This is a genomic window from Mycobacterium sp. IDUB_1, from assembly GCF_055419625.1.
Genome location: NZ_JBVAYA010000004.1, coordinates 1 through 20787, shown reverse-complemented (window position 1 = coordinate 20787; position 20787 = coordinate 1). Strand labels below are relative to the sequence as shown.

The window sequence follows — 20787 nt, the reverse complement described above, 5'->3', positions numbered from 1 at the left end:
CTAGGTGCGGGTGATGCCGGTGATGCCGCTGAGGACGAAGCGCACGAGCGCGTGGTGACGCTGCTCGATGTCGTCGGTGTGCATCCGGCCCAGGGTGAGGCTGTCGAGCCGCATGTTGTTGGAATAGGTGTGAAGGGTCGCTGCGACCATGTGGAGATAGGCCTCATGCACGGCGGCGTCGTCGGAGGTCGGGAACAGATCGCGTAGGGCGCTGATGAAGTCGGCGGCAATCGCATTGAACTCGTCGGCGATCAGCGACCTGATGGGGTGTCCGGAGTTCGCGAGCTGGGCGATGAGGCGAAAGTAGTTGTCCCACCCGGCATCTCCGGCCCGCTCCCGCATCGGCTCGACGAACGCGTCGACGAGTGCGCGGAGGCGCCTGTGGTGGGACGCCTTCGTGGGCATAGCGGCGAGGCGCATGCGGCGGTCCTCGTTGAGGGGCCGGATACGGCGGAGGACCACCGCGCGGAACAACCCTTCCTTGCCGCCGAACCGCTCGCTCACCGCTGCCAGCCGGGTGCCGGCGTGGTCGGTGATGTCTCTGACGCTGACACCGAAGTACCCGCGCGCGGCGAACAGTTCCTCCGCGCTGTCGAGCAACCGTTGCTCGACGTGAGACCTCGTCATCGTCGACCCATCCTCGATCAGGCGGAACGATTGTTCCGCTCGCCGCTGGGTCGATGCTAACCTCGGAACAATTGTTCCGGTGTGCGTCGAAGGGATCGGCATGTCCACGGTCACTGTGCGGAACAAGCTCCTGGTCACCACCTGCGCGATGACACGCACCACGAACCTGGTCGCACGCTGGCGGGGAGCGGCACCCTTCCTGCCGAGATTGTTCGTCCTGCGCTACGCCAACATGGGCGGTCTCGATTCGCGCGAGTTCGCCGAGCAGATCGGGGCGGCACGCTCTTTCAAGGCCGACCGATGGTGTGTTCACTGGAATCACATTGCCGCACAGCATCTTCGGCGGTGTAACGCCGCGCTCCGCGACCTCGGTCAGAGCTACGGGTACACCGAGGTGCCCGATCTCGACGCCGTCGGATCGATCACCAGAGGTCAGATAGGCGTACTGCAGAAGATCCTGAGCCCCGGCGCGGCCCTGTTCGCCGACCACGGGCCGCAGCCGAGCGTTCACGCGATCGATGCCCTGCTCACCGACCACGACGGTGCCGACCGCTCACGCGTCTCCGCCGCGTTCGCTGCGATCGACGCCTGGGTGAAGGCGCTGACGTACTACCAGGTCAGCGCCTTCCCCGGCCACGATCCGCATCGGATGGCCGCCTACCACCGATCCCGGCGTCTGTTCGACGTCCTGGTGCAGACCCTTGCGCCGGCGATCGACGTGCAGGTCGAACAGGTCGAGGTCGCCGCCGGCAGCGGTCAGACGGTGCGCGGATGGCTCATCCTCCCGGCGACGCCCGGTCCCCATCCCGTCGTGCTGACCACCAACGGTCTGGAAGGCACGGTCCAGGAACTCGCCGTGGCGCTGCTGCGCTACCGCGGAGCGGGACTGGCGACGTTCCTGATGGAGATGCCCGGGAGCTACGCCTACACCGAGCCGATGAGCGCCAATTCGGAGGCGATCTACCGCACGGTCATCGACCGCCTCGCCTCCGACGACCGCCTGGACCCCGATCGCATCGCGTTCGTCGGTGTCAGTTTCGGGGGGTACTGGGCGGCCCGCATGGCCGCCACCGGCTCCCGGCTCGCGTGCGCCGTGGCGTGCGGCGCACCCACCCACCACTCCTTCCGCGGCGGCTTCGGCATGCCCGACGTGATCATCCACGCACTGGCGCAGACCCTCGGTGTCACCAACCCGATCGCCCTCGTTCGTGCACTGCGCAGGTTGTCCATTCGAGATCGCTACGCCGACATCACGATTCCGCTGTTGGCGATCAACGGCAGCCACGACACGCTGCTGCGCACCCAAGACACCATCGACCTGGCTGACGCCGCACGCGACGCCACGCTGTTGCTCTATCCCGACGACGACCACTGCGCCATGGGGCACTACCGGCAATGGCTGGACTACTCGCAGGACTGGCTACGACGACACCTCGCGGCGGTCTGATCCCCGACGAGCAGCCGATCCAGCTGAGCTGAGGAATGCTCGGCCTCGGGGCGACAGCCGGTAACCGACGTCCAGGCTGATCGTCAGGCCCAATCCCTTGAGCTGGCGCACCCGGCGCTTGAACCGTGGCACGTCCATTCCGAAGCCGGCCGCCAGATCCGGTGCCCGCACGCCTTCGTTGGCGCCGATCGTCGCCAGGTAGTCCCGGGTCCACGGCTGCTCAGCGGCGCCGTCCCACCGGTCCAGGCGTGCCGCGATGGTCGCGACGTCATCAGCTGAGAGTGCGTCGTCGGCGGCAAGATCGGGGCGCTCGTCGGGAGCGAGGAACGACACCGCGATCACGTAGGTGTGCGCGGCGGGGCGGCGATCCAGGTCGGCGTTGGCGGTCTTCGCATCCGGATACCCCGCCGCGCGGGCCTGCGCGGCGGTCACGCGGCGGCGGCCGGGAAGCTCGGTGACGTCGTCGATGCGGATCGTGCCGGCCTGGGTGCGCTGGGTGCCGCCGGGTTTGGCACGCGGAGCGTCCCAACGCCGCAGCACGGAGGTGATGCGGCCCTCGGCGATACCCTCCGCCGTAGCCCGATCGAGCAACACACGGGCGATGGTAAACGCCAGAAGGCTGCTGTCTCCCTACGATCACCCGGTGGCCGATCGTTACGGCGCCGACATCCTGGCGCAGAACCCGCACCGCAAGTCCCGCTCGACCGAACAGCCGATCGAGATCGGGATGGTCGTCGAGGACGCACAGACCGGTTTCGTCGGTGCGGTGGTGCGGGTCGAGTACGGCCGCATGACCCTCGAGGACCGGCACGGCCGTACCAAACCGTTCCCGGTCGGGCCGGGTTACCTGATCGACGGCAAGCCCGTGATCCTGACCGCACCCAAAAAGTCCGCTCCCGCGGCGCCGACGCGCACCGCGTCGGGGTCGGTCGCCGTCGCCGGCGCGCGCGCGAAAGTCGCACTGGCCAGCCGCATCTACGTCGAGGGCCGGCACGACGCCGAACTCGTCGAACAGGTGTGGGGCGAGGACCTGCGCGTCGAAGGCGTGGTCGTCGAATACCTGGGCGGCGTCGACGATCTCGCGGCGATCGTCGCCGATTTCCGGCCCGGCCCGGGCCGGCGCCTGGGTGTGCTGGTCGACCACCTGGTCGCCGGTTCCAAGGAGGCGCGCATCGCCGAGCAGGTGCGCCGGGGCCCCGGCGGTCAACACACGCTCGTGGTCGGACATCCGTTCATCGACATCTGGGAGGCCGTCAAACCGGCGCGGCTCGGGGTGGCGCGCTGGCCCGTCGTGCCCAAAGGCCAGGACTGGAAGCACGGCGTGTGTGAAGCGCTGGGCTGGCGGCACCGCGACCAGGCCGACATCGCGGCGGCATGGCAGAAGATCCGCGGTCGGGTACGGGACTGGACCGACCTGGAACCCGAGCTGATCGGCCGCGTCGAGGAGCTCATCGACTTCGTCACCGCACCCGTGTAAGCAGGGATCGTGTCCGACAGCCTGTTCGACGTTCCCGGCGAGCGCGCGCCCACTGATGCGCAGCTGGTCGGGGCGGCGGTTCCGCTGGCCGTGCGGATGCGGCCCGCATCGCTCGACGAAGTGGTGGGGCAGCAGCACCTGCTGGCCGGCAACTCGCCGCTGCGCAGGCTCGTCGAGGGCTCGGGTGCGGCGTCGGTCATCCTCTACGGGCCGCCCGGTACCGGCAAGACCACCCTCGCGTCGTTGATCTCGCAGGCCACCGGCCGCAGATTCGAGGCACTGTCGGCCCTGTCTGCAGGGGTCAAAGAGGTGCGCGCCGTCATCGAAGAGGCGCGGGTGGCGCTGCTGCGCCGCAGCGAGCAGACGGTGCTGTTCATCGACGAGGTGCACCGGTTCTCCAAAACCCAGCAGGACGCGCTGCTCGCGGCGGTGGAGAACCGGGTGGTGCTGCTCGTCGCGGCCACCACCGAGAACCCGTCCTTCTCGGTCGTCGCGCCACTGCTGAGCCGCTCGCTGATCCTGCAGCTGCAGCCATTGACCCCCGAGGACATCACAGCAGTGCTGCGCCGCGCCCTCGACGACGAGCGGGGACTCGCCGGAAAGGTGCCGATCACCGACGAGGCGCTCGACCTCCTCGTGCAGCTGTCCGCGGGTGACGCGCGGAGGGCCCTGACCGCGCTCGAGGTCGCGGCGGAGTCCGGCAGCATCACCGTCGAGGTGATCGAGCAATCGCTGGACAAGGCGGCGGTGCGCTACGACCGCGACGGCGACCAGCACTACGACGTCGTCAGCGCGTTCATCAAGTCGGTGCGCGGCTCCGATGTCGACGCCGCGCTGCACTACCTGGCGCGGATGCTGGTCGCGGGGGAAGACCCGCGGTTCATCGCACGCCGGCTGATGATCCTGGCCAGCGAAGACATCGGGATGGCCGATCCGACTGCGCTGCCGACGGCTGTGGCCGCCGCCCAGACCGTTGCGCTGATCGGGATGCCCGAGGCGCAGTTGACGCTGGCGCACGCCACAGTGCATCTGGCCACCGCACCCAAGTCCAACGCCGTCACGACCGCACTCGGAGCGGCGATGGCCGACATCCGGGCCGGCAAGGCGGGTCTCGTTCCGGCGCATCTGCGTGACGGGCACTATTCGGGTGCGCAGAAGCTGGGCAACGCCGTCGGCTACAAGTATGCCCATGACGAACCGGGTGGTGTTGCCTCGCAACAGTATCCGCCGGACGACGTGGTCGGCGTGGACTACTACCGGCCGACCACCCATGGCGCCGAACGTGACATCGCGACCCGGGTGGAGAAGCTACGTGCCATCATTCGCCGCAGACGATGAGATCTGCTGACTCGGCACTAATCGCTGGGGGCCAGCACCCTGTCCACGAATCCCCGCACCTTGCGGCGCAGTTGATCGACCCTCTGGGCCCGGATCAGGTCCAGGTCGGTGCCCTTGTGAAAGGCCGGCGGTAGCCGCCGCACGTTGCGCGAGCACCCGAAGTCCGCACACACCAATGTGCCGATGGTGCCGCCCCTACGCCCCGCCGCGCCGGCGCGACGCGCGGTGTAGAGCACGGCCTCCGCGGGGAGTGTGACGTCGGTGCACCAGGTGCACATGGCGCGCCCCCGTGGCGTGGCGGCTGCCCGGGTGAGCAGGAGTGCGACGGGCCCGTCCGGGTCTTCGACGACGAGGTAGGCCCGGCGCGGGATCTTGGGGTCGGTCCAGCCGTAGAACTCCAGCGCATCGAAGTCGACGGCGTCGAAATCGGTTGCGAAGGTGACCTTTTTGATCTCACTGCGGGTCGCGCCGCGGAATGCGCCCAGGATCTGGGCGCGGGTGTAGGCGTGCATGAAGGAATCCATCCGAGGAGGCGGTGCGCACGCGGCGCACCAGATGAGTGAGGACACGACTGTGTCGCCGACCCGCAGGTCGGCGACGGGGCGCGGTCATCTGACGTCGGCGGGAGCGCCGACGACCTCCTCGACTCGGATGTTCACTGGGCACACGTTAGCGGGCGGCCCCGTTGGGGGCCAGCGGATTTCCTGCCTGAGAACGGGGGTGATCCCGACTGGTCGGGGGCCCAGCCGGGATCACCACGAACGGAGTCGAACGCGTCAGCGCAGGATTCCGGATCGGCGGCCTCCGCCCATCAAACCGGTGCGGCTGCGCCGCCGGCCCATGAGCGAGGCCACCAGCGCCACGCCCAGCGCGGCGACGACGACCTGGACGAGAAGCTCCATCCAGTCGATCCCGTTGGTGGCGGTCGGAATTCCGACCGCACGAGCGATTGCAGTACCCACGAACGCGGACACGATGCCCACCAAGATGGTGAGCAGCATCCCGATGGGCTGCTTACCCGGCAGCACAAGCCGGCCGAGGACGCCGACGACGATGCCGATGAGAATTGCAGTGAAGATACCGGTGACGGTCATGGTTCCTCCAAGAGTTGGGGCTTCAGCGGTGGCTACCCGAGCCCGGTCGGCAATAAACGCACGCGTCAATGGCTGACGATTTCCGTAGGGTCGGCGCAATGGACACTCACGTGCTCGAGGTGGACACCAGCCGCCGACGGACCGTCGATCTGACCGACGACGTCCGCGATTTCTGCGCCTCCCGCGGTGACGGGTTGTGCAATGTCTTCATCCCACATGCCACCGCCGGGGTGGCCATCATCGAGACCGGTGCAGGCTCCGACCACGACCTGGTGGACACGCTGGAGCGCCTGCTGCCCCGAGACGACCGCTACCGCCACGCGCACGGGTCGCCCGGACACGGCGCCGACCACGTGCTGCCCGGCCTCGTCGCTCCGTCGGTGACCGTGCCGGTGAGCGGCGGAGAGCCCCTGCTCGGCACCTGGCAGAGCGTGGTGCTGGTGGACCTGAACAGGGACAACACCCGGCGCAGTGTCCGCCTCAGCTTCGTGTCGGGGTGAACGTCTGCCACGGTAGGGGCCCGGTACTGTGGTGCGGTCGAGTATTCGCAGGTGGCGGCCGATCGGCCCCGCTGACCAGACCCGAAGGGCAGCAGGAGTGCAGACACACGAGATCAGGAAGCGGTTCCTTGATCACTTCGTGAACGCCGGACACACCGAGGTGCCCAGCGCATCGGTGATCCTCGATGACCCCAACCTGCTGTTCGTCAACGCCGGCATGGTGCAGTTCGTCCCCTTCTTCCTCGGCGCCAGGACCCCACCGTGGGACCGTGCGGTGAGCATCCAGAAGTGCATCCGCACCCCGGACATCGACGAGGTGGGCATCACCACCCGGCACAACACCTTCTTCCAGATGGCGGGCAACTTCAGCTTCGGCGACTACTTCAAGAAGGGCGCCATCGAGTTCGCCTGGTCGCTGCTGACCAACCCGGTCGAGCAGGGCGGCTACGGGTTCGATCCGGAAAAGCTCTGGGCCACGGTTTATCTCGACGACGACGAAGCGATCGGTTACTGGCAGGAGGTGGCCGGCCTGCCTCTCGAGCGGATCCAGCGGCGCGGCATGGCCGACAACTACTGGTCGATGGGCATCCCCGGTCCGTGCGGACCGTCCTCGGAGATCTACTACGACCGCGGCCCGGAGTACGGCATCGAGGGCGGCCCGGAGGCCAACGAGGACCGCTACATCGAGATCTGGAATCTCGTGTTCATGCAGAACGAGCGCGGTGAGGGCACCTCGAAGGAGAACTTCGAGATCCTCGGCCCGCTGCCGCGCAAGAACATCGACACCGGCATGGGTATCGAGCGGGTGGCGTGCCTTCTGCAGGGCGTGGACAACGTCTACGAGACCGACCTGCTGCGTCCGGCGATCGACCTGATGGCCGCCCGCGCGCCGCGTGGCTACGGGCAGGGCAACCACACCGACGACGTCCGCTACCGCATCATCGCCGACCACAGCCGCACCGCGGCGATCATCATCGGCGACGGGGTCAGCCCCGGCAACGAGGGCCGCGGCTACGTGCTGCGTCGACTGCTGCGCCGTATCATCCGGGCCGCCAAGCTGCTCGGCATCGAGGACGCGTTCATGGCCGATCTGATGGCGACCGTGCGTGATGCCACCGGACCGTCATATCCGGAGCTGGTCAACGATTTCGACCGCATCTCACGCATCGCCGTCGCCGAAGAGGCGGCGTTCAACCGCACGCTGGCCTCCGGCTCGAAGCTCTTCGACGACGCGGCGCAATCGACGCGGGCGGCCGGCGCCACCGTGTTGTCCGGCACCGATGCGTTCACCCTGCACGACACCTACGGCTTCCCGTTCGAGCTGACGTTGGAGATGGCCGCCGAGGCGGGCCTGAGCGTCGACGAAGAGGGCTTCCGCGGTCTGATGACCGAGCAGCGCCAGCGGGCCAAGGCCGACGCGGCCGCGCGAAAGCACGCCCACACCGACCTGAGCGCGTACCGCGAGCTCGTCGACGCCGGACCCACCGAATTCACTGGCTTCGACGAATTGACCAGTGAGGCAAGAATTCTCGGCATCTTCGTCGACGGTAAGCGGGTGCCGGTGGTATCGCACACCGGGCGCGAGGGCGCGCAGGAGCGGGTCGAACTGATCCTGGACCGCAGCCCCTTCTACGCCGAGTCGGGCGGTCAGATCGCCGACGAGGGCCATATCAGTGGAACCGGCTCGTCGGAGGCCGCGAAGGCCGCGGTCACCGACGTGCAGAAGATCGCCAAAACGCTGTGGGCGCACCGCATCAACGTCGAATCAGGCGAGTTCGTCGAGGGCGACACCGTGACCGCGTCCGTGGACCCTCAGTGGCGCCGCGGCGCGACCCAGGGCCACTCCGGCACCCACATGGTGCATGCGGCGCTGCGACAGGTGCTGGGCCCCAACGCTGTTCAGGCCGGCTCCCTCAACCGGCCCGGCTATCTGCGGTTCGACTTCAACTTCCAGGGCGCCCTGAGCGATGAGCAGCGGACCCAGGTCGAGGAGGTCACCAACGAGGCGGTGCAAGCCGACTTCGAGGTGCACACCTTCACCGAGAAGTTGGAGAAGGCCAAAGCGATGGGCGCGATGGCGATGTTCGGCGAGTCCTACCCGGACGAAGTCCGCGTGGTCGAGATCGGCGGGCCGTTCTCGCTGGAGCTGTGCGGCGGCACGCACGTCGGACGCTCGGCGCAGATCGGGCCGGTGACGATCCTCGGCGAGTCGTCGGTCGGCTCCGGTGTGCGCCGCGTCGAGGCCTACGTCGGGCTGGACTCCTTCCGGCATCTCGCCAAGGAACGCGCGCTGATGGCGGGGCTGGCCTCGACGCTGAAGGTGCCCTCGGAAGAGGTGCCTGCCCGCGTCGCGACGCTGGTGGAGCGGCTCCGGGCCGCCGAGAAGGAACTCGACCGATTGCGGTTGGCCAGCGCGCGTGCCGCGGCGGTGAACGCGGCCGCGGGCGCCGAACAGGTCGGTAAGGTGCGGCTCGTGGCGCAGCGGATGGCCGGTGGGATCTCGGCGGGCGATCTGCGGTCCCTCGTCGGGGACATCCGCGGCAAGCTCGGTAGCGATCCGGCCGTCGTCGCACTGATCGCCGAAGGAGAAGACGACGCGGTCCCGTTCGTCGTGGCCGTCAATCCGGCCGCGCAGGACCTCGGACTTCGGGCGAACGATCTCGTCACCGTTGTGGGCGCCGCGGTCAACGGCCGCGGCGGCGGCAAAGCCGACCTCGCGCAGGGCTCCGGTCGGGGCGCTGCGGGCATCGACGCAGCACTCGCGGCGCTGCGCGCGGAGATCGGCCGGAGCTGACCAGAGTGCCCGACGCCTCGAACGACGCCGACCGTGCACCGGACCGACCCGGTGACCCGGCCGCGGCGCCGGATCCGGGACGCGGCCGCCGGCTCGGGGTGGACGTCGGTTCCGTGCGCATCGGGGTGGCGGTGAGCGATCCCGACGCCATGCTGGCGACCCCCGTGGAGACGGTGCCCCGAGACCGGCGCGGCAACCGCCACGTCAAGCGACTGGCCGGGCTCGTCGACGAGTACCAGGCCGTCGAGGTCGTGGTCGGTCTCCCGCGCACGCTGGCCGACCGGGCCGGTTCCTCGGCGCGCGACGCGGTCGAGGTCGCCGACGAGCTGGCCGAGCGGATCTCCCCGGTGCCGATCCGCTTCGTCGACGAACGCTTCACCACCCTGACCGCGCAGCGCGCGCTGCGCGAGGCCGGGGTCCGGGCCCGCGGCCAGCGGGCTGTCATCGATCAAGCTGCGGCGGTGGGGATTCTGCAGAACTGGCTGGACCAGCGGCGGGCGGCGCTGTCCCCACAAGGAGAGGCCAGGGATGGCTGACGACTGGCACGGCGACCGGGCCGAACCGCTGGCGGTGGGGCCGCCGCGGCAGCGGATGACCCGCCGACAGCGTGCGCGCGAGAACCGGCTGCGCCGCCGGCGGCGAGTGGCCGCGGTGACCGCCGTGTCGGTCGTCGTCGTCGTCGCGGTCGTCGCGGTGCTCCTCGGATCGCGGATGTGGAACTCGCTGTTCGGTAACGCCGACAGCGACTACACCGGCAGCGGCGTCAACGACGTCGTCATCCAGATCCACGACGGTGACTCCACGACGGCCATCGGTAAGACATTGCTCGACAACAAGGTCGTCGCCACCGTCAAGGCGTTCGTCGACGCCGCCGACGGCAACGACGCGATCGCCGCGATCCAGCCGGGCTTCTACAAGGTGCGTACCGAGATCCCCGCGTCGAGCGCGGTGACGCGGCTCGCCGACCCCGCCAATCGTGTCGGCAAGCTGGTGATCCCGGAAGGCCGTCAGCTCGACGACGTGTCGGACGTCAAGACCAACGCGGTCACCGACGGCATCTTCACGCTGATCTCGAAGGCCACCTGCGTGGACCTCGACGACAACCAGCGCTGCGTCTCGGCCGCGGATCTGCGGGACATCGCGGGCACTGCGGCCCCGGCGGCACTGGGAGTGCCCCAGTGGGCGGTGGGGCCGGTGACCGCGATGGGCGCCGACCACCGGCGTCTCGAGGGCCTGATCGCGCCAGGTACGTGGAACATCGACCCGTCGGCGACTCCGCAGGAGATCCTGTCGACGCTGATCACCAGCAGCGCCGGGCAGTACGAGCAGAGCGGACTGCTCACGACCGCCACCAGCCTCAACATGTCGCCCTATCAGATCCTCACGGTCGCCTCGCTGGTGCAGCGCGAAGCCAAACCGCAGGACTTCTCCAAGGTGGCGCGCGTCATCTACAACCGGCTCGCCGAGAACCGCACCCTCGAGTTCGACTCCACGGTCAACTTCGCCCTCGACCGCATCGAGGTGGCCACCACCGACGGGGACCGGGCCCAGGCCACGCCGTGGAACACCTACGTGCGGCCCGGGCTGCCGGCCACCCCGATCTGCTCGCCCGGCGGCCCCGCGCTGACCGCGGCCGAACAGCCCGCGCCGGGAGACTGGCTGTACTTCGTGACGATCGACATGCAGGGCACCACGCTGTTCACCCGCGAGTACGAGCAGCACCTGGCCAACATCGAGTTGGCGCGCCGCAACGGTGTGCTCGACTCGGCCCGCTGAGAGGGTGGGTTCCGCTCGCCGGGCGGCCGTGCTGGGTTCGCCGATCGCCCACTCGCGGTCCCCGCAGCTGCACCTGGCGGCCTACCGTGCGCTCGGTCTCGACGGTTGGACCTACCAGCGCATCGAGTGCACCGGTGAGCAGCTGCCGGCCATGGTGTCTGCCTTCGGGCCGGAGTGGGTCGGTGTGTCGGTCACGATGCCCGGCAAGTTCGCCGCGCTGCGGTTCGCCGACGAGGCGACTGAGCGGGCCCGGCTGGTGGGGTCGGCCAACACGCTGGTGAGGTCCCGGGCCGGATGGCATGCCGACAACACCGACGTCGACGGTGTCATCGGCGCGCTGGCCGACGTGGCGCGCACCGAGCGCGCCGTCGTGATCGGCTCGGGGGGTACGGCGCCGGCGGCCGTGGCCGGCCTGGCCGCGCTCGGTACGAGCCACGTCACCGTCGTCGCGCGCAGCGCCGACAGAGCCGCCGGCGTGCTCGAGGTGGCGCGGCGCAGCGGCGTCGCCGCCGACTTCTGTGACCTGCAGGGAGCGTCTCTGACCGGGGTTGTCGCCGATGCGCAGGTGCTGGTGAACACGATTCCCGCCGACGTCGTGGCGCCGTATGCCGACGTGCTGGCGGGCGCGCCGGTGCTGCTCGACGCGATCTACGAGCCGTGGCCGACGCCGCTGGCCGCAGCGGTCGCCGCGCGGGGCGGCCGCGTGATCAGCGGACTGCACATGCTGCTCAACCAAGCGTTCACCCAGGTGGAACTATTCACCGGGTTGCCCGCCCCCAAAGAGGTGATGAGGGCGGTCCTTCTCGGCGCATAGCCTCGACGGGTGGGGGAGGCGGCGGTCGTCGTGGTGTCGGGCTGGCTGATCGCGTTGAGCGCCTACGACCTGCGGTGTCATCGCCTGCCGAACCTGCTCACGCTGCCCGGCGCGGCGGTGATCCTGACGGCGGCCGCGCTGTCCGGCCACGGTTCGGGTGCACTGCTCGGCGCACTGTCGCTGGCCGGCATCTATGCGGCGGTGCACCTGTGCGCGCCCGGTGCGCTCGGCGCCGGCGACGTCAAGCTCGCCCTCGGTGTGGGCGGCCTGACCGGTGCGTTCGGCGTGCAGGCGTGGGCGCTGTGCGCGGTCGGCGCCTCACTGCTGACCGGGCTGTGGGGCGCGGCGCGCGCGCTGCGCGGCGTGCGAACCCCGGTGCCGCACGGGCCGGCGATGTGCCTGACCGCGGCCGCTGCGGTGATGGCGGTGCTGACGGACCCCGCGCTGGGGTGATCACCGTTTTCCGGACCTCGGCCGCCTCATGCGAAACTGGGACACGTGTTGCGATGGACCACAGCAGGGGAATCCCACGGTCGTGCGTTGGTGGCGATGGTCGAGGGGATGGTCGCCGGAGTCGAGGTGACCTCTGCCGACATCGCGGCCGCCCTGGCGCGTCGCCGTCTCGGCTATGGCCGCGGGGCCCGGATGAAGTTCGAGCAGGACCAGGTGACGATCCTGGCCGGACTGCGGCACGGACTGACGCTGGGAGGGCCGATCGCGGTCGAGATCGGCAACACCGAATGGCCGAAATGGGAAACCGTGATGGCCGCCGACCCGGTCGATCCGGCCGTGCTGGCCGACAGCGCCGCCCGTAACGCGCCGCTGACCCGGCCCCGGCCCGGCCACGCGGACTACGCCGGCATGCTCAAGTACGGCTTCGACGACGCCCGTCCCGTCCTCGAGCGGGCCAGTGCCCGCGAGACCGCGGCCCGCGTGGCCGCGGGCACCGTGGCGCGGGCGTTCCTGCGCCAAGCTCTCGGTGTGGAAGTCGTCTCGCACGTCGTGTCCATCGGTGCCTCCTCACCGTACGACGGGCCCCCGCCGCAGCCCAGCGACCTCGCGGCGATCGACGAGAGCCCGGTCCGCGCGTTCGACCCGGCCGCCGAAGCGGCGATGATCGCCGAGATCGAAGCCGCCAAGAAGGACGGCGACACCCTCGGCGGTGTGGTCGAGGTGGTGGCCCACAATCTTCCCATCGGCCTCGGCTCGTTCACCAGTGGTGAGAACCGGCTCGACAGCCAGCTGGCCGCCGCGGTCATGGGCATCCAGGCGATCAAGGGCGTGGAGATCGGCGACGGGTTCGAGACCGCGCGCCGGCGCGGCAGCGTCGCCCACGACGAGATGTACCCCGGCCCCGACGGCGTGATGCGCTCGACCAACCGGGCCGGCGGCCTGGAAGGCGGCATGACCAACGGGCAGCCGGTCCGGGTGCGTGCGGCGATGAAGCCGATCTCGACGGTGCCCCGCGCGCTGGCGACCGTCGACATGGCCACGGGGGAGGAAGCGGTGGCGATCCACCAGCGGTCCGACGTGTGCGCGGTGCCCGCGGCGGGCGTGGTCGTCGAGACGATGGTGGCGCTGGTGCTCGCCCGGGCCGCTCTGGAGAAGTTCGGCGGCGATTCGCTGGCCGAGACCCGCGCCAACATCGAGAGCTACCTGCGCGCCGTGGCTGCGCGCGAGCCCGCCATCGACGGGGTCAGGGCGTCGGGCTGATGGCTCCGAAGGCAGTGCTCGTGGGGCTGCCCGGATCGGGCAAGTCCACGATCGGCCGACGGCTGGCGAAGGCGCTCGAGGTCGAGATGCTCGACACCGACGTCGCGATCGAGAAGAGCACGGGCCGCACCATCGCCGACATCTTCGCCAACGACGGCGAGCCCGAATTCCGGCGCATCGAAGAGCAAGTCGTCCGCGAGGCGCTGGCGTCCCACGACGGCGTGCTGTCCCTCGGCGGCGGCGCGATCACCTCGCCTGGCGTGCGCGAGGCGCTGGCCGGGCAGACGGTCATCTACCTGGAGATCAGCGCGGCCGAAGGGGTGCGCCGCACCGGCGGCTCGACCGTGCGCCCACTGCTGGCCGGCCCCGATCGCGCCGAGAGGTTCAAAACGCTGATGTCGCAGCGTGTTCCGCTGTATCGGCAGGTGGCGACAATGCGTGTGAACACGAACCGCCGGAACCCGGCGGCAGTGGTGCGCCACATCGTCGCGCGCATGGAGAGCACTGCTGCAGCACGAGCCGATCGCCGCCGCCGCAGACCGTCGTGGCGGCGTGCCCCGATGTCGTTGACGGCGGCACCCTCGACGGAAGCGCCGCCCAGTCCCGCCGCCGTGGCGGCCAGGAAAGGATCCCCGTGTCGACGCAAGGACGTGCCGTGACCGAACCGGTGACCGTCGAGGTCCACACCGACCCGCCGTATCCCGTCATCATCGGTACGGGGCTGCTCGGCGACCTCGGCCGCATCCTCGACGGTCGGCACAAGGTCGCGATCCTGCACCAGCCGACGCTCACCCAGACCGCCGAAGCGATCCGAGCTCACCTGTCCGACAAGGGCATCGACGCGCACCGCATCGAGATCCCAGACGCTGAGGGCGGCAAGGAGCTGCCGGTCGTCGGCTTCATCTGGGAAGTGCTGGGCCGCATCGGGATCGGCCGCAAGGACGCGATCGTCAGCCTCGGCGGTGGCGCCGCCACCGACGTGGCCGGCTTCGCCGCGGCGACATGGCTGCGCGGGATCGACATCGTGCACGTGCCCACCACGCTGCTCGGCATGGTCGACGCCGCGGTGGGTGGCAAGACCGGGATCAACACCGACGCCGGCAAGAACCTCGTCGGCGCGTTCCATCAGCCGACCGCCGTGCTGGCCGACCTGGCGACGCTGGACAGCCTGCCGCGCAACGAGATCGTCGCCGGAATGGCTGAGATCGTGAAAGCCGGTTTCATCGCCGATCCGGTGATCCTCGACATGATCGAGGCCGATCCGCAGCAGTCGGTGGAACCGGGCGGCGATGTCCTGCCCGAGTTGATCCGGCGTGCGGTCGCCGTCAAGGCGGAGGTGGTGGCCGCCGACGAGAAGGAATCGGCGCTCAGGGAGATCCTTAATTACGGCCACACCCTGGCGCACGCGATCGAGCGGCGAGAGCGCTACCAGTGGCGCCACGGTGCCGCGGTGTCCGTCGGGCTCGTGTACGCCGCCGAATTGGGCCGTCTCGCAGGACGTTTGGACGATGCGACCGCCGAGCGGCATCGCGCGATCCTGACCTCGCTGGGCCTGCCGGTCAGTTACGACGCCGACGCGCTGCCGGCGCTGATGGAATCGATGCTGGGGGACAAGAAGACTCGGGCGGGCGTGCTGCGGTTCGTGGTCCTCGACGGGCTCGCCAAACCGGGTCGCCTGGAAGGGCCCGACCCGTCGCTGCTGGCGGCGGCATACGCCGAGGTGGCGCGCTAGAAGCCGGTCCGGTCGGCGATGCGCTGCCTCACCGCGGCCTTTCCCCGGGCGAGCGTCTGCGTGCCGAGCCGGGTGACCAGCCACGCCAGCTGCGGATAGTTCTGATCGAACCAGCTGTCGTACATCACCAGCTCGGAGTGCTCGAGCAGTTGCAGTGCCTCGAGTACCGGGCGGGCCACGGGATAGAACGCTGCCGTGTTGACCTTCACGAAGCCGCTGTCGTGGGTCTTGGGAAGATCGCGGAAGATCCACGCGATGACGGCGTCACGGCTCAGCGAGCCGTCCCCGGCGGCGAACGCGGCCATCAGCTCGACCGCCACCTCGGCCGGTGGAGCCGTGTTGAGCCAGTCGATCATCGGTTGCGCGGCGGCTCGCTCGGCAGGGCCGGGATCGAACAGCGCCACGCGCAGCGTCGAGTGCTAGTTGTCGCGGCGTGTGGTCGTGTCGGTGTCGTCGTGCTCGGCCACCGCGACCGGGGACGTGTGCCGTTCGGTCTCGGAGTTGTCGTAGTCCCGCACGTCGTCCTTGTCGTAGCTGCCGTCCCTGTCGTCGCGCACCGCGGCGAACACGTCGGTGTCGGCGCGGTCGTCGTCACCATCGCGGCGGCGCGGTGCGTCGGGCGCCTTGCGGTCGACGAGCCAGCGGCCCAGCCCGACGCCGATGATCGCGAACAGGAAGACCAGCAGCGCGGTGAACGCGGCAAAGGTGGTCAGCTCGTTGATCAGGCCCTCGACGTAGAGGTTCTTGTAGAACACCCCGATGAACCAGGCGACCGCGCCGCTGACCACTCCGGCGAACAGCCCGGCCAGCAGCCACGTCATCGCGAGATCCGAGCGGCGGTCCGGGTCCGGGTTGGCGCGGGCGTCGGCGCGCCCGTCGATGTGACCCCAGATGAACACGGCCACTGCGTACAGCACCACGAGGACGACGCTGATCAATCCGGCCTTGGTTTCGAAGGTGTTGATCAGTGCTCCCTGCAGCAATCGGACGATCACCATCAGGGCGGCGAACACCAGTCCGCGCAGCAGCCACTTGCTCATGAGGCCTCACCTTAGCGAGTAGCGTCAGCCGTCGTGACCAATTCCGCCCGCCGCGACCGGCTGCGCCAGCATCTGGCCGAGGCTGAACTCGACGCCATGCTGGTGACAGACCTGGTCAACGTTCGCTATCTGTCCGGATTCACCGGCTCCAACGCGGCGCTGTTGGTCCTCGCCGAGGACGACACGCCGGTGCTGGCCACCGACGGCCGCTACCGCACGCAGGCCGCCGTGCAGGCCCCGGACGCCGAGGTCGTCATCGAACGTGCCTGTGCGCCGCACCTGGCAGTGCGGGCGGCCGCGGCCGGGGTGCGCAGGCTGGGATTCGAGAGTCATGTGGTGACGGTCGACGCGTTCACCACGTTGACCGAGACGGTCGGGCAGCGGGTCGAGTTCGTGCGCGCGGCCGGCGTGATCGAGACGTTGCGCGAGGTCAAGGACGCGAGCGAGCTCGCGCTGCTGCGGCGGGCCTGCGACGCCGCCGACGCGGCACTGCACGACCTGGTGCAGCGTGGCGGCCTTCGCGCCGGGCGTACTGAGAAGCAGGTACGCAATGAGCTGGAGGCCTTGATGCTCGACCACGGTGCCGACGGCGCGTCGTTCGAGACGATCGTCGCGACCGGGACCAACTCGGCCATCCCGCACCACCGGCCGACGGAGGCGGTGCTCGCCGCCGGTGACTTCGTCAAGATCGACTTCGGTGCGCTCGTCGGCGGCTACCACTCGGACATGACGCGCACCTTCGTGCTGGCGCCGGTCGCGCAGTGGCAGCACGACATCTACGGACTGGTGGCACGCTCGCAGCAGGCGGGGCGGGAGGCGCTGGCGCCGGGCGTCGCACTCAAGTCCGTCGACGCCGCATCGCGGCAGGTCATCGCCGATGCGGGGTATGCCGACAACTTCGGCCACGGCCTCGGGCACGGGGTCGGCCTGCAGATCCACGAAGCGCCGGGAATCAACGGCGCAGCCGCCGGTACACTGCTTGCTGGCTCCGCAGTGACCGTCGAGCCCGGTGTCTACCTGCCCGATCGCGGCGGCGTCCGCATCGAGGACACGCTGGCGGTCACCCCGGAGGGGCCCGAACTACTGACCAGGTTCGGCAAGGACCTGATGATCCTCTAGACGCTAGGAGTACACCCCACCGTGGCATCGACCGCCGACTTCAAGAATGGGCTCGTCCTGCAGATCGACGGCCAGCTGTGGCAGATCGTCGAGTTCCAGCACGTCAAGCCCGGCAAGGGCCCTGCCTTCGTGCGCACCAAGCTCAAGAACGTGGTGTCGGGCAAGGTGGTCGACAAGACCTACAACGCCGGGGTGAAGGTGGAGACCGCGACCGTCGACCGGCGTGACGCCACCTATCTGTACCGCGACGGCTCGGACTTCGTGTTCATGGACTCCGAGGACTACGAGCAGCACCCGCTGCCGGAGGCGCTGGTCGGCCGGCTGGCGGGGTTCCTGCTCGAGGGCATGCCCGTGCAGATCGCGTTCCATGACGGCACCGCCCTGTACCTGGAGCTGCCGGTGACGGTGGAGCTGCTGGTCAGCCACACCGAGCCCGGCCTGCAGGGTGACCGGTCCAGTGCGGGCACCAAGCCGGCCACGCTGGAGACCGGTGCCGAGATCCAGGTGCCGCTGTTCATCAACACCGGCGACAAGCTGAAGGTCGATTCGCGCGACGGTAATTACCTGGGAAGGGTCAATGGGTGAGTGACCGTCGAGGTGATCGGGGTCGTCATCAGGCCCGCAAACGCGCGGTCGATCTGCTGTTCGAGGCAGAGGCCCGCGACATCACCCCCGCCGAAGTTGCCGAGGGGCGAAATGCGTTGGCGCAGAATCGGATCGATGACGACGCCGACGAAGACGGTATTGCACCGCTGAACCCCTACACGGTGACGGTGGCGCGTGGCGTCACCGAGCACCGGGCTCACATCGACGATCTCATCTCGTCGCATCTGCAGGGCTGGACGCTGGACCGGCTGCCCGCCGTGGACCGGGCGATCCTGCGCGTTGCGGTGTGGGAGTTGCTGCACGCCGAGGACGTACCCGAGCCGGTCGCCGTCGACGAGGCGGTCGAGCTGGCCAAGCGGCTGTCGACCGACGATTCGCCGGGATTCGTCAACGGGGTGCTCGGCCAGGTCATGCTCGTGACGCCGCAGATCAGGGCGGCCGCAGCGGCAGTGCGCGCCGGAAGCAACGGCACCGACGGCGCGGTTGGGTGAACTCTCGCATTGCCTCCCATGAACTAAATGTGCGCAACCTGGTGCTGACCGGGCCGGTCCGCGAGCATGGCAGAGGTGACGGTCTTCCCTGAAGCGCAGTGTGTCCATCGGCCACACTGGTCGTTGGCGCGGACCTGGTTGCTGGAGCCCGCGCGATCAGGCTGCTGGCGTGCCCTGTCGTCGCAGGCCGACGTCGTGGTTCTCGACATCGAGGACGGGCTGCCCGATGCCGACAAGCCGGCGGGCCGGCACGTGGTCTCCGAGTTCCTACGCGGCGACGGGCAGGCCTGGGTGCGGATCAGCAGCGCGGGCACACCGGACTGGCACGCCGATCTGGACGCGGTGGCCGCGGCGCCGGGGCTGAACGGAGTGATGCTCGCCAAGGTCGAGTCCGCGCATGATGTGGTCTCGACGGCGCAGCGGTTGCCGGCCGGGACGCCCGTCGTCGCGCTGATCGAGTCCGCGCTCGGGATCGAATCCGCCCTGGAGATCGCGCGCTCGTGCGCACGAATCGCGTTCGGGATCGGCGACTTCCGCCGCGACACCGGCATGTGCGCCGATCCGATGGTGCTGGCCTATCCGCGCGCCCGCCTGGTGATCGCGAGCCGGGCCGCCGGACTGCCGGCACCGATCGACGGCCCCACGCTGCGCGACAACGCCGCAGATCTGCCTCGAGACACCGAGATCACCAAGGCTGCGGGGATGACGGGTCGGCTATGCCTGGATGCCGGCCACACGGGGACGATCAACGCGTTGCTCAGCCCGTCACCCGACGAGATCGACGCCGCGCGTGCCACCCTGGCTCGCCTCGATGCGCCGAGCAGTCACTACGACGGCAGCTCCGGACCCACCCGTGCCCGCGCTGAGGCGATCCTCGACCTGGCCGCCAAACTCGGCGTGCTCAGCGATACTCCGGCAGCGTCATCGAATCCGCGGTGGTGAACCACTTCTTCTCGGCGATCGACCGGAACGGCCACCGCTGGCACCACTTCATCACCGCCGCGGTGATCACGATGTCGGATTCCCGCATCGGCGCGTAGCCTTCGATCCCGCGCGGCAGGTCCTGGCACCGGTCGACGAAGGGGCGCATCGCCTCCTCGTAGCGCGCGAGCGCCGGGGCGAGCCGGGTGGCGTCGAAGTGCTTGGCAGGTCCGAGCTCACCGGCCAGGACGTAGGCGCCGACGAGTGCCAGGGTGGTGCCCATTCCCGACAGCGGGGAGGCGCAATAGCCGGCATCTCCGACCACCGTGACCCGGCCCGACGACCATGCAGACATCTCTACCTGCGCGAACGCGTCGAAGTAGAAGTCGTCCGCGACGCCCGCGGCGGCGAGCAGCGCATCGCACTGCCACCCCGCTCCGGCGAAGCGCTCGACCAGGATCTGCCGCTGCTCGTCGATGTCGTGGCGGTCGTAGTCCAGCGGTTCGGACTGAAAAGCCAACCCCGCCTTGGCAATCGCCGGGTCGTGCGACGGACGCATCGATGCGTTCAGGCCGCCCGGCGCCTGGTAGAGCAAGAACCAGCCGTCGAGCCCGACAGTGTCGGGAGCGGAGAACCACGCGTGATAGCCGCCGATGGGGCGAACGTAGCTCTCCTCGGGACCGAACGCGATTCTTCGCACCGCCGAGTGCGGCCCGTCGGCGCCGACCACCAGATCGACGGTCACCCGCGTGCCGTTGGCCAGGGTTGCGATGACCCCGCTCTCGTCCTGTTCGATGCCGGAGACCGTTGCGCCGAACCGGTAGTCGACGTCATGGCGGGTGGCCTCGTACAGCACCGCCGCGAGGTCGCCGCGCAGGATCTCCAACGACGACACCAAACCGTTGCCGCTGAAGGCGGTGACCGGCATCTCGGCCCGCCGGCTGCCATCCGGCTTCACCCACGCCGCGCCGCTCTGTTGAAGCGCCCTTGCCCGCATCTCGTCGAGCAGTCCCATCCGATCGACGACCTCGCGGCCGGTGCCCCGCAGATCCACGGTCTGGCCGCCGGGCCGGATGCCGGACGCGAGTTCGAGCACTATCACCCGGTAGCCCGCGCGATTCAGCCAGAACGCCAGCGATGGACCGGCGATACCGGCACCGTTGATCAGCACGGTGGGGTTCTGCATACCCGTAATGTACTGTGCGCCAGCAGCTGTCACGGTCAAGCTGAGCGCTTCAGGTGAGTACTCAGTTCGACGATGTCGATGCTGAGTCCTCCTTCGATGACGCTGTAGCGGC

22 protein-coding genes and 1 pseudogene are annotated in these 20787 nt (G+C 69.4%); 16 read left to right on the top strand and 7 right to left on the bottom strand.

Going from position 1 to position 20787, the window contains the following annotated elements:
* The gene (locus ACZYYX_RS20930) at positions 1-627 is read right to left on the bottom strand and encodes a TetR/AcrR family transcriptional regulator (RefSeq protein ID WP_463816552.1); all 627 of its coding nucleotides are present in this window, start codon (positions 625-627) and stop codon (positions 1-3) included.
* Positions 628-727: 100 nt separating this feature from the next.
* Here ACZYYX_RS20930 and ACZYYX_RS20925 point away from each other — a divergent pair, with 100 nt between their 5' ends.
* The gene (locus tag ACZYYX_RS20925; RefSeq protein ID WP_463816551.1) at positions 728-2074 is read left to right on the top strand and encodes an alpha/beta hydrolase family protein; all 1347 of its coding nucleotides are present in this window, start codon (positions 728-730) and stop codon (positions 2072-2074) included.
* Here the strand turns inward: ACZYYX_RS20925 and ACZYYX_RS20920 are convergent.
* Positions 2048-2668, bottom strand: coding sequence for a hypothetical protein (locus tag ACZYYX_RS20920; RefSeq protein WP_463816550.1), 621 nt, complete (start codon positions 2666-2668; stop codon positions 2048-2050). The genes ACZYYX_RS20925 and ACZYYX_RS20920 overlap by 27 nt on opposite strands.
* Before the next feature lie 49 nt (positions 2669-2717).
* Here ACZYYX_RS20920 and ACZYYX_RS20915 point away from each other — a divergent pair, with 49 nt between their 5' ends.
* Complete coding sequence (locus ACZYYX_RS20915; protein ID WP_463816549.1) at positions 2718-3551, top strand: DUF3097 domain-containing protein; 834 nt, start codon at positions 2718-2720, stop codon at positions 3549-3551.
* Positions 3552-3560: 9 nt separating this feature from the next.
* On the top strand, positions 3561-4889 hold the full coding sequence (locus ACZYYX_RS20910; protein ID WP_463816548.1) for a replication-associated recombination protein A: 1329 nt from the start codon (positions 3561-3563) through the stop codon (positions 4887-4889).
* A gap of 17 nt (positions 4890-4906) precedes the next feature.
* Here ACZYYX_RS20910 and ACZYYX_RS20905 read toward each other — a convergent pair whose 3' ends face one another.
* Both ACZYYX_RS20905 and ACZYYX_RS20900 read right to left on the bottom strand, forming a co-directional pair.
* A complete protein-coding gene (locus ACZYYX_RS20905) occupies positions 4907-5413 on the bottom strand; it encodes an FBP domain-containing protein (RefSeq protein WP_463816547.1) in 507 nt (168 codons plus the stop codon).
* 252 nt (positions 5414-5665) lie between these two features.
* On the bottom strand, positions 5666-5983 hold the full coding sequence (locus ACZYYX_RS20900; protein WP_463816546.1) for a GlsB/YeaQ/YmgE family stress response membrane protein: 318 nt from the start codon (positions 5981-5983) through the stop codon (positions 5666-5668).
* Between the two features lie 110 nt (positions 5984-6093).
* On the opposite strand from ACZYYX_RS20900, the gene ACZYYX_RS20895 reads away from it, so the two are divergent.
* The 9 genes and pseudogenes from ACZYYX_RS20895 (at position 6094) to aroB (ending at position 15312) form a co-directional block, all read left to right on the top strand.
* A complete protein-coding gene (locus tag ACZYYX_RS20895) occupies positions 6094-6483 on the top strand; it encodes a secondary thiamine-phosphate synthase enzyme YjbQ (protein WP_463817158.1) in 390 nt (129 codons plus the stop codon).
* Between the two features lie 97 nt (positions 6484-6580).
* The gene (gene alaS / locus ACZYYX_RS20890) at positions 6581-9277 is read left to right on the top strand and encodes an alanine--tRNA ligase (protein WP_463816545.1); all 2697 of its coding nucleotides are present in this window, start codon (positions 6581-6583) and stop codon (positions 9275-9277) included.
* 5 nt (positions 9278-9282) lie between these two features.
* Positions 9283-9813: a Holliday junction resolvase RuvX gene (gene ruvX / locus ACZYYX_RS20885; RefSeq protein ID WP_463816544.1), complete on the top strand. Its 531-nt coding sequence runs from the start codon at positions 9283-9285 to the stop codon at positions 9811-9813.
* Positions 9806-11053: an endolytic transglycosylase MltG gene (locus tag ACZYYX_RS20880; RefSeq protein ID WP_463816543.1), complete on the top strand. Its 1248-nt coding sequence runs from the start codon at positions 9806-9808 to the stop codon at positions 11051-11053. The genes ruvX and ACZYYX_RS20880 overlap by 8 nt, the downstream gene beginning before the upstream one ends.
* Positions 11031-11867, top strand: coding sequence for a shikimate dehydrogenase (locus ACZYYX_RS20875; protein ID WP_463816542.1), 837 nt, complete (start codon positions 11031-11033; stop codon positions 11865-11867). The genes ACZYYX_RS20880 and ACZYYX_RS20875 overlap by 23 nt, the downstream gene beginning before the upstream one ends.
* Before the next feature lie 9 nt (positions 11868-11876).
* On the top strand, positions 11877-12320 hold the full coding sequence (locus tag ACZYYX_RS20870) for a prepilin peptidase (RefSeq protein WP_463816541.1): 444 nt from the start codon (positions 11877-11879) through the stop codon (positions 12318-12320).
* A gap of 45 nt (positions 12321-12365) precedes the next feature.
* Positions 12366-13580 carry a chorismate synthase gene (gene aroC / locus ACZYYX_RS20865; protein WP_463816540.1) on the top strand — a complete coding sequence of 405 codons (1215 nt, stop codon included), beginning with the start codon at positions 12366-12368 and terminating at the stop codon, positions 13578-13580.
* Positions 13580-14101, top strand: a pseudogene (locus tag ACZYYX_RS20860) (shikimate kinase); the annotation flags it as partial. The gene aroC and the pseudogene ACZYYX_RS20860, both read left to right, overlap by 1 nt.
* A 134-nt stretch (positions 14102-14235) precedes the next feature.
* Positions 14236-15312: a 3-dehydroquinate synthase gene (aroB, locus tag ACZYYX_RS20855; RefSeq protein WP_463816539.1), complete on the top strand. Its 1077-nt coding sequence runs from the start codon at positions 14236-14238 to the stop codon at positions 15310-15312.
* Here aroB and ACZYYX_RS20850 read toward each other — a convergent pair.
* Both ACZYYX_RS20850 and ACZYYX_RS20845 read right to left on the bottom strand, forming a co-directional pair.
* On the bottom strand, positions 15309-15716 hold the full coding sequence (locus ACZYYX_RS20850) for a hypothetical protein (protein WP_463816538.1): 408 nt from the start codon (positions 15714-15716) through the stop codon (positions 15309-15311). The genes aroB and ACZYYX_RS20850 overlap by 4 nt on opposite strands.
* Before the next feature lie 15 nt (positions 15717-15731).
* On the bottom strand, positions 15732-16352 hold the full coding sequence (locus ACZYYX_RS20845; RefSeq protein ID WP_463816537.1) for a B-4DMT family transporter: 621 nt from the start codon (positions 16350-16352) through the stop codon (positions 15732-15734).
* 33 nt (positions 16353-16385) lie between these two features.
* Between ACZYYX_RS20845 and ACZYYX_RS20840 the strand changes: the two genes are divergently transcribed.
* The 4 genes from ACZYYX_RS20840 to ACZYYX_RS20825 all read left to right on the top strand — a co-directional run bounded on the left by ACZYYX_RS20840 (position 16386) and on the right by ACZYYX_RS20825 (position 19510).
* Positions 16386-17471 (top strand): M24 family metallopeptidase, encoded by a 1086-nt coding sequence (locus ACZYYX_RS20840; RefSeq protein ID WP_463816536.1) that lies wholly within the window; start codon positions 16386-16388, stop codon positions 17469-17471.
* 21 nt (positions 17472-17492) lie between these two features.
* Positions 17493-18056 (top strand): elongation factor P, encoded by a 564-nt coding sequence (gene efp / locus ACZYYX_RS20835; RefSeq protein WP_463816535.1) that lies wholly within the window; start codon positions 17493-17495, stop codon positions 18054-18056.
* On the top strand, positions 18053-18568 hold the full coding sequence (nusB, locus tag ACZYYX_RS20830) for a transcription antitermination factor NusB (protein ID WP_463816534.1): 516 nt from the start codon (positions 18053-18055) through the stop codon (positions 18566-18568). Before efp ends, nusB begins: the two co-directional genes overlap by 4 nt.
* Before the next feature lie 66 nt (positions 18569-18634).
* Complete coding sequence (locus tag ACZYYX_RS20825; protein ID WP_463816533.1) at positions 18635-19510, top strand: HpcH/HpaI aldolase/citrate lyase family protein; 876 nt, start codon at positions 18635-18637, stop codon at positions 19508-19510.
* On the opposite strand, the gene ACZYYX_RS20820 is transcribed toward ACZYYX_RS20825, so the two are convergent.
* Positions 19470-20675, bottom strand: coding sequence for an FAD-dependent monooxygenase (locus tag ACZYYX_RS20820; protein WP_463816532.1), 1206 nt, complete (start codon positions 20673-20675; stop codon positions 19470-19472). The genes ACZYYX_RS20825 and ACZYYX_RS20820 overlap by 41 nt on opposite strands.
* Positions 20676-20787 lie beyond the last annotated feature (112 nt).

Excerpts from the sequence above, each read along its gene's own strand:
- ACZYYX_RS20925 (WP_463816551.1), top strand. The coding sequence starts at position 728 with ATGTCCACGGTCACTGTGCGGAACAAGCTCCTGGTCACCACCTGCGCG.
- ACZYYX_RS20905 (WP_463816547.1), bottom strand. The coding sequence starts at position 5,413 with ATGGATTCCTTCATGCACGCCTACACCCGCGCCCAGATCCTGGGCGCA.
- ACZYYX_RS20900 (WP_463816546.1), bottom strand. The coding sequence starts at position 5,983 with ATGACCGTCACCGGTATCTTCACTGCAATTCTCATCGGCATCGTCGTC.
- ACZYYX_RS20825 (WP_463816533.1), top strand. The coding sequence starts at position 18,635 with ATGGCAGAGGTGACGGTCTTCCCTGAAGCGCAGTGTGTCCATCGGCCA.
- ACZYYX_RS20820 (WP_463816532.1), bottom strand. The coding sequence starts at position 20,675 with ATGCAGAACCCCACCGTGCTGATCAACGGTGCCGGTATCGCCGGTCCA.
- ACZYYX_RS20930 (WP_463816552.1), bottom strand. The coding sequence starts at position 627 with ATGACGAGGTCTCACGTCGAGCAACGGTTGCTCGACAGCGCGGAGGAA.
- ACZYYX_RS20845 (WP_463816537.1), bottom strand. The coding sequence starts at position 16,352 with ATGAGCAAGTGGCTGCTGCGCGGACTGGTGTTCGCCGCCCTGATGGTG.
- ACZYYX_RS20880 (WP_463816543.1), top strand. The coding sequence starts at position 9,806 with ATGGCTGACGACTGGCACGGCGACCGGGCCGAACCGCTGGCGGTGGGG.